Annotated in this window: 12 protein-coding genes; 9 read left to right on the forward strand and 3 right to left on the reverse strand. The window is 71.7% G+C overall.

Annotation, left to right across the window (positions count from 1 at the left end):
• Positions 1-17: 17 nt before the first annotated feature.
• Complete coding sequence (locus HCC61_RS00970; RefSeq protein WP_169133284.1) at positions 18-2717, forward strand: glycosyl hydrolase family 65 protein; 2700 nt, start codon at positions 18-20, stop codon at positions 2715-2717.
• A gap of 81 nt (positions 2718-2798) precedes the next feature.
• On the opposite strand, the gene HCC61_RS00975 is transcribed toward HCC61_RS00970, so the two are convergent.
• Positions 2799-3302, reverse strand: a complete 504-nt coding sequence (locus tag HCC61_RS00975) for an NUDIX domain-containing protein (protein ID WP_169133285.1) — start codon at positions 3300-3302, stop codon at positions 2799-2801.
• Between the two features lie 162 nt (positions 3303-3464).
• Between HCC61_RS00975 and HCC61_RS00980 the strand changes: the two genes are divergently transcribed.
• Complete coding sequence (locus HCC61_RS00980) at positions 3465-4874, forward strand: S28 family serine protease (RefSeq protein ID WP_169133286.1); 1410 nt, start codon at positions 3465-3467, stop codon at positions 4872-4874.
• 277 nt (positions 4875-5151) lie between these two features.
• Here HCC61_RS00980 and HCC61_RS00985 read toward each other — a convergent pair whose 3' ends face one another.
• Both HCC61_RS00985 and HCC61_RS00990 read right to left on the reverse strand, forming a co-directional pair.
• Positions 5152-6015 carry a sugar phosphate isomerase/epimerase family protein gene (locus HCC61_RS00985; RefSeq protein ID WP_169133802.1) on the reverse strand — a complete coding sequence of 288 codons (864 nt, stop codon included), beginning with the start codon at positions 6013-6015 and terminating at the stop codon, positions 5152-5154.
• 260 nt (positions 6016-6275) lie between these two features.
• The gene (locus tag HCC61_RS00990; protein ID WP_169133287.1) at positions 6276-7565 is read right to left on the reverse strand and encodes a LacI family DNA-binding transcriptional regulator; all 1290 of its coding nucleotides are present in this window, start codon (positions 7563-7565) and stop codon (positions 6276-6278) included.
• 340 nt (positions 7566-7905) lie between these two features.
• Here HCC61_RS00990 and HCC61_RS00995 point away from each other — a divergent pair, with 340 nt between their 5' ends.
• From HCC61_RS00995 to HCC61_RS01025, 7 genes are all read left to right on the forward strand, one after another.
• Entirely contained in the window at positions 7906-9132 is a 1227-nt protein-coding gene (locus HCC61_RS00995) for a Gfo/Idh/MocA family oxidoreductase (RefSeq protein ID WP_169133288.1), read from the forward strand.
• Positions 9133-9194: 62 nt separating this feature from the next.
• A complete protein-coding gene (locus HCC61_RS01000; RefSeq protein WP_169133803.1) occupies positions 9195-10118 on the forward strand; it encodes a PmoA family protein in 924 nt (307 codons plus the stop codon).
• Positions 10115-10879: a cupin gene (locus tag HCC61_RS01005; RefSeq protein ID WP_346776959.1), complete on the forward strand. Its 765-nt coding sequence runs from the start codon at positions 10115-10117 to the stop codon at positions 10877-10879. Before HCC61_RS01000 ends, HCC61_RS01005 begins: the two co-directional genes overlap by 4 nt.
• A gap of 110 nt (positions 10880-10989) precedes the next feature.
• Positions 10990-12315 carry an ABC transporter substrate-binding protein gene (locus tag HCC61_RS01010; protein WP_169133289.1) on the forward strand — a complete coding sequence of 442 codons (1326 nt, stop codon included), beginning with the start codon at positions 10990-10992 and terminating at the stop codon, positions 12313-12315.
• Positions 12312-13304, forward strand: coding sequence for a sugar ABC transporter permease (locus tag HCC61_RS01015; RefSeq protein ID WP_169133290.1), 993 nt, complete (start codon positions 12312-12314; stop codon positions 13302-13304). Before HCC61_RS01010 ends, HCC61_RS01015 begins: the two co-directional genes overlap by 4 nt.
• Positions 13211-14233, forward strand: a complete 1023-nt coding sequence (locus tag HCC61_RS01020; protein ID WP_346776960.1) for a carbohydrate ABC transporter permease — start codon at positions 13211-13213, stop codon at positions 14231-14233. Before HCC61_RS01015 ends, HCC61_RS01020 begins: the two co-directional genes overlap by 94 nt.
• Before the next feature lie 6 nt (positions 14234-14239).
• Complete coding sequence (locus HCC61_RS01025; RefSeq protein ID WP_169133137.1) at positions 14240-15085, forward strand: hypothetical protein; 846 nt, start codon at positions 14240-14242, stop codon at positions 15083-15085.
• Positions 15086-15146 lie beyond the last annotated feature (61 nt).

The raw sequence follows: 15146 nt of genomic DNA on the forward strand, positions 1-15146 counted from the left end.
AACTTTAGTTTCGCTGCATGTTCGGACCCGACCGCCGCCTTGTGCGCCTGGCCCTGCCGCTGCTCGCCCTGACCCTCGTGGCCGCCGTGCCGCAGGCGTCGTCCGTCGCGCCCCCGGGTGCCGGATCCGCCGCCGCCCCGCCGTCCGGACACGGTGGCCGGGGCGGCTGGGTCCTCACCTCCAACCGGCCGGACCCCGGGGGCAGTTACCGCGCCTACGTCGGCAACGGCTATCTCGGCCAGCGCATCGCACCGTCGGGCTCGGGCTACAGCGCGGGAGGCGAGAAGTCCGGCTGGCCGCTGTTCACACCGCGCTACGACGGCTCGTTCGCAGCCGGGCTCTACGCCCACAACCAGAAGACCGCCGACAACAAGCAGGCCATCGCGGCACTGCCCACCTGGACCACGCTCAACGTGGCCACCCGCGGCGCCAAGGGCGAGACCTTCTCCTCCGGCACCCCCGCCCGCCGCATCTCGCACTACCGGCAGTCGATGGACATGCGCCGCGGCGTCGTACGCACCTCGCTCACCTGGACCGCGCGCGACGGACGCGCCACCGACCTCTCCTACGAGGTACTCGCCGACCGCAACCACCCGCACTCCGGCGCCGTACGCGTCACCATGCGCCCGCACTGGAGCGGCGAAGCCCGCGTCACCGACGTCCTCGACGGCCGCGGTGCCCGCCGCGTCTCCGGGACCGGCGGCGGCGCGCACGGCAAGCGCACCATGGACGTCGCCTTCCGCACCCACGGCACGAAGACCGACGGAGCCGTGGCCTCGACTCTCCGCCCCGGACCGGGCGTACGTGTGACAAGTGAACGTAAGGCCAAGCCTGCGAGGAAGCTGACGGCCAGGCAGGACCTCTCCTTCGACGCGCGCAGGGGCAGGACGTACGAGTTCACCAAGCACGTCGGCGTGGACACCGCGAACACCTCCCGTGCGCCCGAGCGCAGCGCCCTCGCCGCCTCCCGCAGCGCCGCCGCCCGCGGCTGGGACCGTACGCACGCCGCGCACACCGCCGCCTGGCAGCGGCTGTGGCGCAGCGACGTCCAGGTCGCCGGACGCCCCGAGTTGCAGAAGTGGCTCCGCTCGTCCCAGTACGGGCTGCTGGCGAGCACCAGGCGCGGCAGCGGTGACAGCATCGCCCCGGCCGGGCTGACCAGCGACAACTACGCGGGCTCCATCTTCTGGGACGCCGAGACGTGGATGTACCCGGGTCTGCTCTCCGGCCACCCCGACCTGGCCAAGTCCGTGCTGGACTATCGCTACCGCACCCGCGCAGGCGCCCGTGCCAACGCGCGCAAGCTCGGCTACGACGGCCTCTTCTACGGCTGGAACACCGGCAGGGACGGCGAGTTGTGGAAGGAGTGCCACAGCTGGGACCCGCCGCACTGCCGCACCCAGAACCACCTGCAGAGCGACATCGCCCTCGCCACGTGGCAGCACTACCTGGCCACCGGCGACACCAAGTGGCTGCGCGCACGCGGCTGGCCGGTGCTCAGGGGCATCGCCGAGTTCTGGGCGAGCCGCGTGCACGAGAACGGCGACGGCAGCTACTCGGTCAGGAACGTCGCCGGCCCCGACGAGTACAGCAACGGCGTCGACGACGGCGTCTTCACCAACGCCGGCGCCGCCACCTCCCTCCGCCGGGCCACCCGCGCCGCCCGCCTGCTCGGCGAGAAGGCACCGGAGAGCTGGAAGCTGATCGCCTCGAAGCTGCGCATCCCCTACGACAAGAAGAACAAGGTCTTCGAGCAGTACGACGGATACGACGGCTCCACCATCAAGCAGGCCGACACGGTGCTGCTCCAATACCCCCTTCAGTGGCCGATGTCCAAGGGCGACGCCCGCCGCACCCTCGACTACTACGCCTCCCGCAGCGACCCCGACGGGCCCGCGATGACCGACTCCGTGCACGCCGTGGACGCGGCGCAGAACGACGAGCCGGGCTGCTCGGCGTACACGTATCTCAAGCGCTCCATCGAGCCGTTCGTACGCAGCCCGTTCGCGCTCTTCTCCGAGGCGCGCGGCGAGAAGGCCGGTGCGGCCGACCCGCATTCGGGACAGCCCGCGCAGGACTTCGTCACCGGCAAGGGCGGCTTCCTCCAGGTCTTCACCCACGGACTGACCGGGCAGCGGCTGCGCGAGGGGAAGCTGAAGCTCGACCCGATGCTGCCGCCGCAGCTCGGCCGGGGCGTCACGCTCAAGGGGCAGCGCTGGCAGGGCCGTACGTACGACGTCGAACTCGGCGCGCAGCACACCACCGTGCGGCTCACCCGCGGTGAGCCCTTCACGCTGGAGACGCCGCACGGCGAGCAGGTCGTCAGCCGGGACGCGCCCGTGGTGCTCAAGACCCGCCGCCCCGACCGGCAGCCGACGCGGAACCTGGCGAGGTGCCGCAAGGCGGAGGCCACCTCGGAGGAGTCCGGGATGTACGCGGGCGCCGCCGTCGACGGCAACTCGGCCACGTCGTGGACGCCGGACGGCAAGAAGGGCTCGCTCACCGTGCACCTGGGACGTACGGCCGGGAAGGGCGCCTCCGTCGAGCCGCAGTGGGACGGCGGCAAGCCCGCGGGGCACCGGGTCGAGGTGTCGGCGGACGGCAGGCACTGGCACGCCCCGGGTGGCGGCGGGCGGTTCCGTCATGTGCGGGTCTCGGTCACGTCCGACGACGCGAAGAAGCCCGCGGGGATCGAGGAGTTGAGGGTCGAGGAGTGACGGGCCGGCCGGGCCGCGGGAGAGTTGAGGCGGGGCTGCGGCGCTGCGGGGAGCGGCGGCGGGAAGGTGGGGAGGCGGGGCTCAGTCCCTGCACAGCTCCACGATGTACTCGTCCACCGTCTGCACCGTGCCGCCGCCCGGCAGCGGCTCCAGGCCCTCGCGCCAATGCACCGCGGACACCTCGCTGTTGGGCGTGAACGCGCGGGGGCTGCCGGTGTGCGCCGTGAACACCCCGCCGTACAGCACCCGTTGGGACGCGCCCAGCGCCGTACGGGTGTGGCCGACGAACCGCAGCGCGCCGGGCTCCAGCAACTGGCCCGTCTCCTCCCGCAGTTCGCGCACGGCAGCGTCACGTTTCGACTCGCCGGGCTCGATGCCGCCGCCGGGCAGCTCCCAGCACTCGCGCTCCCGCTCGTACACCATCAGCACCCGGCCCTCGTGCCAGAGGACGACGAGCGCGTAACCCATGGGCGCGTCCTCGAACTCGGCGTCCTCGGGCAGCTCCCCCGCGTCGTGGAAGGAGAGCAGCGCCATGTCGCGCGGTCCGGTGACCAGGGGAGGGGGCTGGGGGCGGCAGTCGGTCATGGCAGGCAGCCTATGACCTGTGCCGGGGACCGGTCCCGGACATCGGGCGGGCGGCGACGGCTATGACGCATGCGACATCTCCTGCGGCCTCGGCAGATCTGGCGGCGGGCCATCCCTGCCGGTAGGTTCGCTGCGACCTTTGACGGATCCAGGGGAGAGCGCATGCGAAGAACGCTCAGATGGACGCTGACGCTGGCGGTGCTCATAGGCACCGCGGGCGCCGGCAGTGCGTCGATGTCGGCCGCCACAGCAGCCGACACCGACATCAAGGACCGCATCCTCGCAATCAAGGGGATGAGCTTCATCAAGGAGAAGAAGGTCGACGGCTACCGCTTCTTCATCCTCAACTACGAACAGCCGGTGGACCACCGGCACCCCGAGAAGGGCACCTTCAAGCAGCGGATCTCCCTGCTGCACAAGGACGAGAACCGGCCCACGGTCTTCTTCACCTCCGGCTACGACCTCAACGAAGAGCCCAGTCGCAGCGAGCCGACGCAGATGACCGACGGCAACCAGGTCTCCATGGAGTACCGCTTCTTCTCGCCGTCCCGTCCCGACCCGGCCGACTGGTCGAAGCTCGACATCTGGCAGGCGGCAAGCGACCAGCACCGCATCTTCAAGGCCCTGAACAAGATCTACGGCAAGCACTGGGTCTCGACGGGCGGCAGCAAGGGCGGAATGACGGCGACGTATTACCGCCGCTTCTACCCCAAGGACATGAACGGCACCGTCGCCTACGTCGCGCCCAACGACGTGAACAACGACGAGGATTCGGCGTACTACGACTTCTTCGAGAAGGTCGGCTCCGATAAGTGCCGCGACCGGCTCAACGCCGCCCAGCACGAGATCTTCGAACGCCGCGGCGAGATGGTGAAGAAGCTCAAGGCGCTGGCGAAGAAGGAGAATTACACCTTCAAGCTGGCCGGCAGCGCGGACAAGGCCTTCGAACTCGTCGCGCAGGACCTGGTGTGGGGCTTCTGGCAGTACCACCTGGAGCCCGAGGAGTGCGACAAGGTTCCCTCCACCAAGGCCAAGACCCAGGAACTGTGGGACTGGGGCAACGAGATCGGCGGCTGGGAGGCCGGCGCCGACCAGGGCATCGAGCCCTACACGCCGTACTACTACCAGGCCGGTACGCAGATGGGCTCGCCCGACTACGAGTCGCCGCTCCTGGACGACGTGCGCAAGTACCCGGGGCTCAACAAGCCGCGTACGTACGTGCCGCGGGACATCCCGATGAAGTTCGACTCGAAGGCGATGAAGGACGTCGACAACTGGGTGCGCACCCGGTCGTCGCAGATGCTCTTCGTCAACGGGCAGAACGACCCGTGGAGCGCCGAGCCGTTCCGCGTCGGCAAGGGGACCGAGGACGCGCACGTGTACAAGGCGCCCGGCGCCAACCACGGCGCGAGCATCGCCCTGCTGAGCAAGAAGGACAGGGCCGCGGCGACGAGCGCACTGCTGAAGTGGGCAGGCGTCGAACCCGCGGACGGTGCGCAGCCGAAGCGGCTCACGAAGTACGACTCGGATCTGGACCGTCCGGCCGAGCGCGACCGGATGATGCGTCCGTAGGCGCGTAAGTGGAAGGCCCTGCGGGGCGGGGCGTGACGGCTGTGGGATGGCAGTTGGCAGTTGGCGGCTGTCAGATGACAGACGGCGGATGACAGATGACGGATGTTGAAATCCGTCATCTGTCATCCGTCAGTCGTCATCCGTTATCTGTCAGCCCCCGCCCCGCTCCGCCCCATGGCCTCGCCCGACTCGGGCCGCCCGCACGAACGGTGCCCGGCCGGGGCGGACATGCCCCGGCCGGGCACCGGCATTCGTTTTCGCGAGCCGCGGGCCCGCCTCACCCTTCGGACATCAGGCCCCGCAAGTGGTCCCGTACGCCCGGGAGCAGCGCGGGCAGCTCCGGCACCTGCGGATACCAGCGCTTCTCGTACTCCCAGCACAGCCACCCGCGCGACGGGCCGGACCGCGCGCCCGTCGCGTGACTCCCCCCGCTCCCCACGGCGCCGATGGGGTCCTTCGCGTCGCCCGCGTGCGTCAGCAGCCGTACCACGTCCCGCAGCGGCAGCACGCCCTCCCCGGGCGGAAGCGGCGTGGTGCCGTCCGCCGAAGCGACGTCCTTGACCTGCACATAGCCGAGGAAGGGCGCGAGCAGACGGTGACTGGTGCCCGGGTCCTCACCGGCGCGCCAGGTGTGCAGCACGTCCCACAGCGCACCCGCCGACGCGTGGCCGACGGCGGCGAGCACGCGCGCCGCGTCCTCGCCCGTGCTGTGCGAGTCGTGCGTCTCCAGCAGCAGCCGCACCCCCAGGTCCGCGGCGAGGGGCGCCAGCGCGGCCAGCCTGCGGGCGGCCGTCGCGTCGGCCTCCTTGGGGCCCGCGTCGCCGCCGCCGGGGAAGACCCTTACGAACGAGGCGCCCAAGTCCCGTGCCAGTTCCAGGAGTTCCTGCACCTCGGTGAGTACGGCGTCGTCGTCGCCCGGCGAGGCGACCTTCGCATAACCGGCGATCGCGAGGACCTCCACGCCCGCCGCCTTGAACTCCTCCACGACGTCGACGCGCTCGGCCAGGGTCAGGCCCGGATGCACGGGCTCCTCCGGATGCGCGCGCAGCTCCAGGCCCTCGAAACCGGAGTCGGCGGCGAGACGTACGGCTTCGGGAACCGGAAGGGAGGGGATGCCGAGGGTGGAGAAGGCGAGTCGCATGAGCACAGCGGACCAGATGCGGCTGTGCTCGTACAAGCTCCGGGCGTCAACTGATCACGTGTGCCCCGCGCCGGGGGTGTGAGCGGAGGCCGTGCAGCTCACGGCGGGCGGAACGGGCGGTCGCAGGAAGCGGGTCCGGACCCGCGCCGCGACGCCGCGACCGGCCCGCAAACCGCCGCCCGTCTCCCTGCGGCCCGTTCAGCCCGTCGGCCCCTTCACCCCCGCCACCCCCGACAGCTCCTTCAGCCCCGTCGGCTCCGTCAGCCTCTGCGCCCCGAGGGCGGTGCCGTGGAGCCGCGGGCCATCAGTTCGGTGCGTACGGTCGCGACCCCGCCGGGCGGCGGCGTCTCGCGGCCCAGGGCGAGCCGCCCCGCGCGGGCGCCCGCGTCGTGCAGCGGGATGCGGACGGTGGTGAGCGTGGGGGAGGCGTCGGCGCTGAAGGGCAGGTCGTCGAAGCCCGCGACGGAGACGTCCTCGGGGATGCGCAGCCCCTGGTCGCGCAGCGCGGCGCAGATGCCGAGCGCGACGGTGTCGTTGGCGGCGAGGACGGCGGTCAGGTCGGGTACGCGGCGCAGCAGTTCGAGCGCGCCGTCGTAGCCGGAGGAGCGGTCGTACGCGCCGCCGTGGACGGTGAACTGCTCTGCCTGGGCGAGGAGTTCGGGAGCCCCGGCGCGCAGTGCGAGCCGGTGGCCCTCCAGCCGGTCGCGGGTGGTGGTGCGGTCGGCCGGGCCGGTCACGTAGCCGATGCTGCGGTGGCCGAGGGAGAGGAGGTGCTCGGTGAGGCGGCGGCTGCCGCCCCGGTTGTCGAAGGCGATGGTGACTATGCCGTCACCGGCGGCGCCGGGCCCCTGGTGCTCCTCGTCCCGCGGTCCCGTCGCCTGCTCCTCGGTTCCGCTCCCGCTCCCGCTCCCGTTCCCGCTCCCGCTCCCGTTCCCGCTCCCGCTCCCGTTCCCGTTCCCGTTCCCGGTCCCGCTCCCCGCTCCTGTCCCGCTCTCCGTTCCGGCCCCGGGCCCGCCCCGTTGCGGCTCCTCCCGCGGCTTGCTCTCCGGCGGTGCGAGCGGCGGGCGCCCGCACAGCACGATGCGGGTGCCACCGGCCGCGAGGCGGCGCAGCCGGCTGGCGAGCGCGGCGCCGTGCTTCTCGTCCTCGACGCCGCTGCCGGTCAGCACGACGGCTGCGGCGCGCTGGCGCTGGAGGTGCGTGAGATAGGTCAGTTCGCTCTCCGTGGAGCCGCCGGTGTTGCATACGACCGCGAGCTTCTGGCCGCCCGCGCCGCCCTGGGCGCCGGTGCCCATCTCGCTCTGCACGGCGCTCGCGATGATGCCGAAGAACGGGTCGGCGATGTCGTTGACGAGCACGCCGACGAGGTCGGAGGTGGCGGCGGCAAGTGCGCTGGCGGGGCCGTTGACGACGTACTGGAGCTCCTCGACCGCGCGCATCACCCGTGTCCGAGTGGCGCTCGCGACGGGGTAGTTGCCGCTCAGCACGCGCGAGACGGTCGCTGCGGAGACTCCTGCTCGCGTCGCCACATCGGCCAGAGTCACTGCCATCCAGTCCTCCGTTGTCCACAGTCAGCCGTCATGTCTCAGTGATGCCGCCGGGCGGTCGCCGGGCGGCCGTCGTGCACAAGTCCGCGATGCAGCCGCGCAGTTGGCGCGCGGGTGCATCGGCGCATCGGTGCAGCGCACGCGGCACGGCCGCGCGCCCCTGTCGCCCGGCGCGCCCATGTTCTCACTCCGCGTGTCCTTCCGTGGCCGCAACCGGTTCCCCGGTCGGTTTTCGGCGGCACGTATCCGTCCGGTCGTGCACGGGTCTTGTCCTGTCATATCAAGCAGCCTTAGTGTCCTCGGACGGCAAGCGCTTTCTATCGGTGGTTGGAGCCCCTGCTGTATGCCAGTCGATCAAACTCCCGTACGCGCGGCTGTCGTCGGAACCGGCGGCATAGTCTCCGGAAGTCATCTGCAAGCACTGCGCGCCCACGCACGGCGGGTGCGGCTCGTCGGCGCGGCCGACGTCGACGAGCGACGTCTCGCCGCCTTCCTCGACCTCGCCGGTGACGGTGTGACCGGCTACCCGGGCATCACGGAGATGCTCGTGGCCGAACGGCCCGACCTGGTCCTCATCGGTACGCCGCCGTCCCTGCACGCCGAGCAGATACGCGCGGCGCTGCGAGCCGGGGCGTGGGTGCTGTGCGAGAAGCCGCTGTGCCTCTCGCTCGCCGAGTTCGACGCCGTCGCGGCGGAGGAGGACGGCGGCGACGGCAACGGCGCCGGAACGGTCGGCACCGGCACCGGCACCGGCACCGGCATCCGTACCGGCAACGGCGGCGCGGGCGGCGCGGATGCGGCAGGCGCCGCCGGCGGCCCGTACGCCTCCGTCGTCTTCCAGCACCGCTACGGCTCGGGTGCCGCACACGCCCGCGGGCTGCTGCGCTCCGGCCGGCTCGGCGAGCCCCTGGTGGCCCACTGCCAGACCACCTGGTACCGGGACGCCGACTACTACTCCGTTCCATGGCGCGGCCGTTGGGCCACCGAGGGCGGCGGACCCACCATGGGCCACGGCATCCACCAGATGGATCTGCTGCTCCATCTCCTCGGCGACTGGAGCGAGATACGCGCCATGGCGGGCCGCCTGGTGCACGACGTGGAGAGCGAGGACGTCTCGGCCGCGCTCGTGCGCTTCGAGAACGGCGCCGTCGCCACCGTCGTCAACAGCGTGCTCAGCCCGGACGAGGTCAGCCGCATCCGCGTCGACTGCGCCGATGCCACAGTGGAGTTGACGCATCTGTACGGCTACGGCAACGACGACTGGGCGTACACCGCGGCCCCGCACGTGCGCGAGCAGCAGGAGCGGACCACGCACTGGCGCACGCCCGCGGCCGACGTGCCCAGCTCGCACGCCGCCCAGCTCGGCGGCTTCCTCGACGCGATGGAGAAGGGCGAACGCCCCCCGGGCAGCGGCCAGGACGCCCGCCGCACCCTCGAATTCCTCGCCGCGCTCTACAAGTCGGCCTTCACGGCCGCGCCCGTACACCAGGGTGAGATCACACCCGAGGACCCCTTCTACCTGGCCATGCACGGCGACCATCCCGACTGGGCACCGAAGGAGCACCGATGAGCGCCCCCAGCGCGTCCACCGCCAGCGCCCCCCATGCCTCCGGCCGCTCCGGCGGCGGACATCTGCCGGTCACCGTCACCCACACCCACGGTGAGCGCATCCGCGTGGCGGCGGGCGGCAGCGAACTCCTCACCTACGTCTACGCCCCCGACCCTGTGGCCTTCGAGTCGCGCAAGCCGTACGTCCATCCGCTGCGCACCCTCGGCGGCAACCCGGTCTCCGGCTACCGGCCCAACGACCACCGCTGGCACAAGGGCCTCCAGATGACCGCCAGCCATCTGTCGGGCCAGAACTTCTGGGGCGGCAACTCCTATGTGCACGGCGAGGGTTATCTGCCCCGCCACGAACTCGTGGGCTCCATGCGGCACGACGCCTTCGAGACCTTCGAAGTGGCGGACGACAGGCTGGACTTCACCGAGCTGCTGACCTGGATCGAGAACGGCGGCGAGGAGTGGGCGCGCGAGCGGCGCACCGTCGCGGTCCACTCGGCGGACGCCCGGGGCGGCACGTACGCGGTCGACTGGTCCATCGAACTGACCAACACCCGTGGCGAACCACTGCACTTCGGCTCGCCCACCACGCACGGCCGTGAGATGGCCGGCTATACGGGACTGCACTGGCGCGGCCCCCGCGACTTCACCGGCGGCCAGGTGCTGTCACCGGACGGGCCGTGCACCGACGAGGAGTTGATGGGACAGCCGGCGTCCGGGCATCCGTGGATCGCCTTCGTCGGCGAACACGACGACGTGGACGCCCACTCGACGCTCGTCTTCGCGCACGCGCCCGGCAACGAGGAGTCGGTGCACGCCTCGCACTGGTTCGTACGCTCCGAGCCGGTGCCGACGGTCGCCTTCTCCTGGGCCTTCTTCGAGGAGTTCGCCCTCCAGCCGGGGGAGTCCTTCTCGTACCGCTACCGGGTGCTGGTCGCGGACGGCGCACGGGACGTGGACGGGGTCGAGCGGATGCTGAAGGGGGCGGCGTGGTGAGCGGCAAGCCATCCGGCGGAGGCGGCAAGCTGCCCGGCGGCATCGGCCTGTCGCACATCAGCGCCTACGACTGGGAGGCCGCCGACGGAGTGTGCGGCGGCAGCCCGCACATCCACCTCGCGTGCACGGAGGCTTACGTCGTCACGGCGGGCCAGGGCACGGTGCAGACGCTGACCGTCGAGGACGGCTTCACCCAGACCCCGCTCGAACCGGGCGTGATCGCCTGGTTCACGCCCGGCACGGTGCACCGGATGGTGCGCGGGTCCGGCGGCCTGCGGGTGACGGTGCTGATGCAGAACAGCGGCCTGCCCGAGGCGGGAGACGCCGTGTTCACCTTCCCGCCCGAGGTCCTGGACGACCCCGGCGCCTACGCGGCCGCCGCGGCGCTGCCCGCCAAGGAGGGCCCCGACGCCGAACGCGCGGCACGCGAGCGGCGCGACCTCGCCGTCGAGGGATTCCTGCGGCTGAAGGACGCGCTGAAGGACGGCGACGCGGAACCCCTGCACGCCTTCCACCGGGCCGCCGCGCGCATCGTCGCCCCCAAAGTGGCGGCGTGGGAGCCGCGTTGGCGGGACGGCGCGCTCGCGGCGGCCGAACGCACCGGGCGGCAGCTCGCCGCCCTCGCCGAGGGCGACGCCTCCCATCTGTCCGCCGGGCGGGTCCGCTCGGCGGAGCCCACACGCAGAGGCGGCTACGGGATGTGCGGACGCCGCGACGAGTACGAACTGCCCGGTGTGACGCTGCCCTACGGCGGCGAATAGCCCCTGTCCGTCCGGGAGTTCGGGGAAGAGCCCGGCCCCGGGCCCCGGACGTGTCCCGGAACCCCGCCCGCCCCCGACGCACCGACACGCCGCACGGAAAGGTGCATCCCATGGCCGTACCCAGGACCAGGGCGTACCGCGCCGCAGCCGTCGCGCTCGCCCTGTGCGCCTCGCTCGCAGGCTGCGGCGGCGGCGCCTCCGCGACAGCGGAAGCCGGATCCGGAGACGAAGCCGGATCCGGATCCGGATCCGGAGACAAGGTCACCCTGCGCTTCACGTGGTGGGGCAACGCGGACCGCGCGGCCCGCACAGAGAAGGCCGTCGCCGCCTTCGAGCGCGCCCACCCCGGCATCCGCATCCAGACCTCCTACGCCACCTACGACGCCTACAAGCAGAAGCTCGCCACCCAGGCCGCGGGCAGTGACGTACCGGACCTCATCCAGCTCGACTACCGGCAGATCAGCCAGTACGCGGGCGCGGGCGTGATGCTCGATCTGGCCCGGCAGCGCAAGGAACTGCCCACCGGCGAGATGGATCCGAAGATGCTGAGGACGGGGCAGGTCGGCGGCGTCCAGTACGCGCTGCCGATGGGCGTCGGCACCCAGACCGTCGCCTACGACAAGGCCGCATGGCGCGCGGCCGGGGCCAAGGCGCCACGGGCGGGCTGGAGTTGGCAGGACTGGGTGCGCGCGCTGCGCGAGGTGAAGAAGGAGCACGGCCCGCACGTGATGACGGATCCCGGGGCGGCCGAGGACCAGTTCGAGATCTGGCTGCGCGGGCGGGGCAAGCAGCTCTACGGCAGGGACGGCCAACTCGCCTTCTCCGCAAAGGACCTGGCGCGCTGGTGGTCCTTCACCTCGGCGCTGCGCAAGGAGGGACTGGTCAGCCCCGCCACGGACACCACCCAGATGTCGGGGTCGGTGGAGGACGCCCCGATGGGGCGCAAGAGGTCCACGGCTGAGTTCAACTGGGACGCGCCGTCCGCCGGTTACGAGGCGATGTACGGCGACCGGCTCGCCATCGCCCCGACGCCCACGGGCGAGGACGGCACCTACGGGCAGTACTACAAGCCGTCGATGCTGCTCGGTATCTCCGCGGGGAGTGAACACCCGCGGGAGGCGGCGCAGTTCATCGACTTCCTGCTCAACTCCGACAAGGCAGCCGACATCCTCGGCGTCGACCGCGGCACGCCCGTCAACAGCACACAGCGCCGCAGGGTGCTCTCCCACGTCACCGGCTTCCAGAAGCAGGTGGCAGGGCTCCAGACGTCGCTGCGCGGGAAGCTCGAACCGCCCCCGGCCGCACCGCCGCGCGGAGACAACGGACTTCAGTCGACCTTCCAACGCGACTACGACCAGGTGTCGTTCGAGAAGCTGTCACCACGCGAGGCGGCCGAGCAATTCGTCACCGAGGCGCGAGCGGAGCTGAGGCCATGAGCACCGGACCCTCCACGAGCACCGCGGACACCGGAGCACGGAGCGCCACCGGAGCAGGCACCGCCCGCCGTGCGCCCGGACGCCCGCCCGGACGCCCGCCCCGCCGCGAACGCCAGGGCGCCGCCTGGGTGTTCCTCTCCCCGTGGGTGCTGGGCGCCACCGTCCTCACCCTCCTCCCCATGGCGGTCTCGCTCTATCTCTCCTTCACGGACTACAACCTCTTCGACCCGCCGTCGTGGGTCGGACTGCGCAACTACCGGCAGATGTTCACCGAGGACCCCCGGCTGCTCCGCTCGGTCGCCAACACCCTGCTGTACGTACTCGTCGCCGTACCGCTCCAGTTGGCGCTCGCACTCGCCGCCGCCCTCGCCCTGAAGTCGATGCGCCGCGGCAGGGCCTTCTACCGCTCCGCCTTCTACGCGCCCTCGCTGCTCGGCGCGTCCATGAGCATCGCGCTCGTCTGGCGGGCGGTCTTCAACGACGGCGGCACCGTGGACAACCTCCTCGGCGGTCTCGGCCTGCACCTGGGCGGCTGGGTCAACCGGCCGGGCTGGGCGCTGCTGAGCGTCGCGCTGCTGACCGTATGGCAGTTCGGGGCGCCCATGGTCATCTTCCTGGCCGGGCTCCAGCAGATACCGCAGGACCTCTACGAGGCGGCCGACGTGGACGGGGCGCGCCCCTGGCGGAAGTTCGCCTCGATCACGCTGCCGATGCTCTCCCCGGTCCTCTTCTTCAACCTGGTGCTCCAGACCATCCAGGCCTTCCAGGTCTTCACCCCGGCCTTCGCGATCAGCGGCGGCAGGGGCGGGCCCGCCGACTCCACGCTCTTCTACACCCTCTATCTCTACGAACGGGGCTTCACCGCCTCGCACATGGGCTACGCCTCGGCCCTCGCGTGGATGCTGCTGCTCGCCATCGCGATCGTCACCGCGGTGCTCTTCCGTACGTCCAGGTCCTGGGTCTTCTACGCGAACGAGGAGGCCGGCTGATGTCCCTCACCACCACCCGAGACACGGACCGGAGGCCCCCCGCCCCGCCGGACCGCGTGCCCGCCCGCGGGTCCGCGCGCGGACCGGGACGCCGGCGGGTGCCGTGGCGGCGCGTCGCGCTGCACGCCGGGGCCGCGGCCGTACTCGTCGTGCTGCTCTACCCGTTGGCCTGGCTGGTCGCCACGTCCTTCAAGCCGGCGGACGAAGTCCTCGCCAGCCTCGCCCTGTTGCCGTCGCGGCTGGCCACCGAGAACTACGCGACCGCCGCCGAGGGCATCGAAGGCGTCACGCTGCTCAGGCTGTTCGGCAACTCGCTGACGATCTCGCTGGGCGCCGTACTGGGCAATGTGCTCAGCTGCTCGCTCGCCGCCTACGCCTTCGCGCGGCTGCGGTTCACCATGCGCGGGCCGCTGTTCGCGTTCATGATCGCCACGATCATGCTGCCGCACCACGCGGTGCTCATCCCGCAGTACATCGTCTTCAACCAGCTCGGCATGGTGAACACCTTCTGGCCGATGGTGCTGCCCAAGTTCCTCGCCACGGACGCCTTCTTCGTCTTCCTCATCGTGCAGTTCATGCGCGGACTTCCGCGCGAGCTGGACGAGGCGGCGAAGATCGACGGGTGCGGACCGTTCCGCATCTTCGTCCGGGTCGTGCTCCCGCTGACCAGGCCGGCGCTGATCACCACCGCGATCTTCACCTTCATCTGGACCTGGAACGACTTCTTCACCCAGCTCATCTATCTCTTCGAACCGGACAAGTACACACTCACACTCGCCTTGCGTACGTTCGTCGACACGTCGAGTCAGTCCGCGTACGGGCCGATGTTCGCGATGTCGGTGTTCGCGCTGCTGCCCATCGTGCTGTTCTTCCTGGCCTTCCAGCGGCTGCTCGTCGAGGGCATGGCCAACTCCGGGCTGAAAGGCTGACCGGTCGTGAGCAATTCGCGGACAGGCGCGGGCACTTCGCGGACGCGCCCGGAACGCGGCGATCTGTTCGGAGCGCGCTTCGAGCTCTTCGCCGACGTGCTGTCCCTCGGGCTGGCCGCTGCCGTCGCCGCACTGCCGCTGGTCACGTTCCCGGCGGCACTGTCCACGGCGTGTGCGCTGCTCAGGCGCCGCCGGCTGCTGGACGAACCGTGCACGGCCGGACGCTATGCCGCCGCCCTGCGCCGACGGCTGGCGCGGCCGGGCGACTGGGCGGCGGGCGCCGTGATGCTGGCGTTCACCGCCGTGGTCGCCGCCGACGCGGGGCTCGCCACGGCAGGCCTTCCCGGCGCCGTGCCCTTCGCCACCGGTCTGGCGGCGGTGGCCGTCGCGGCGGCCGTCGCCGGGCTGCGGTCGTGCGCGCTGCGCGGCGATACGGACCTGGAGCAGGCGGAGTCGGGGCGGGCGCACTCGGAGCGTACGGACTCGGAGCGTACGGACTCGGAGCGTACGGACTCGGAGCGTACGGACTCGGAGCGTACGGACTCGGAGCGTACGGACTCGGGGCGTACGGAGTTGGGGTGTGCGGAGTTGGGGTGTGCGGACTCGGGGCGTACGGGAGCCGCGCGGTCCGGCGCGGTGCCCGGCCCGCCGGAGCCGCCGGGCTGGGCACCGGCCGTACGGGCCGGCGCCCGCCGTACGTTCGCCGACCTGCCCGGCAGCGGCCTGGTCGTACTCGCCCTGTGCACGGCGGGCGTGGCCGCCTGGTCGCTGCCGCCCGTGCTCTTCCTGCTGCCCGGACCGCTGGCCCTCGCACTGACGGCCGTCGAACTGCGCGGGGAGCGGGACGGATGAGTGGCACCGCCCGCACCGCCCGCACCGCCCGCACCGCCCGCCCACGGTCCCGCCGCGCCCG

This window comes from Streptomyces sp. HNM0575, from assembly GCF_012726265.1.
GTDB lineage: Bacteria > Actinomycetota > Actinomycetes > Streptomycetales > Streptomycetaceae > Streptomyces.

Coding starts and splice junctions, on each gene's coding strand:
- HCC61_RS01015 (WP_169133290.1), top strand. CDS start 12,312: ATGAGCACCGGACCCTCCACGAGCACCGCGGACACCGGAGCACGGAGC.
- HCC61_RS00990 (WP_169133287.1), bottom strand. CDS start 7,565: ATGGCAGTGACTCTGGCCGATGTGGCGACGCGAGCAGGAGTCTCCGCA.
- HCC61_RS00985 (WP_169133802.1), bottom strand. CDS start 6,015: ATGCGACTCGCCTTCTCCACCCTCGGCATCCCCTCCCTTCCGGTTCCC.
- HCC61_RS00980 (WP_169133286.1), top strand. CDS start 3,465: ATGCGAAGAACGCTCAGATGGACGCTGACGCTGGCGGTGCTCATAGGC.
- HCC61_RS00970 (WP_169133284.1), top strand. CDS start 18: ATGTTCGGACCCGACCGCCGCCTTGTGCGCCTGGCCCTGCCGCTGCTC.
- HCC61_RS01010 (WP_169133289.1), top strand. CDS start 10,990: ATGGCCGTACCCAGGACCAGGGCGTACCGCGCCGCAGCCGTCGCGCTC.
- HCC61_RS00975 (WP_169133285.1), bottom strand. CDS start 3,302: ATGACCGACTGCCGCCCCCAGCCCCCTCCCCTGGTCACCGGACCGCGC.
- HCC61_RS00995 (WP_169133288.1), top strand. CDS start 7,906: ATGCCAGTCGATCAAACTCCCGTACGCGCGGCTGTCGTCGGAACCGGC.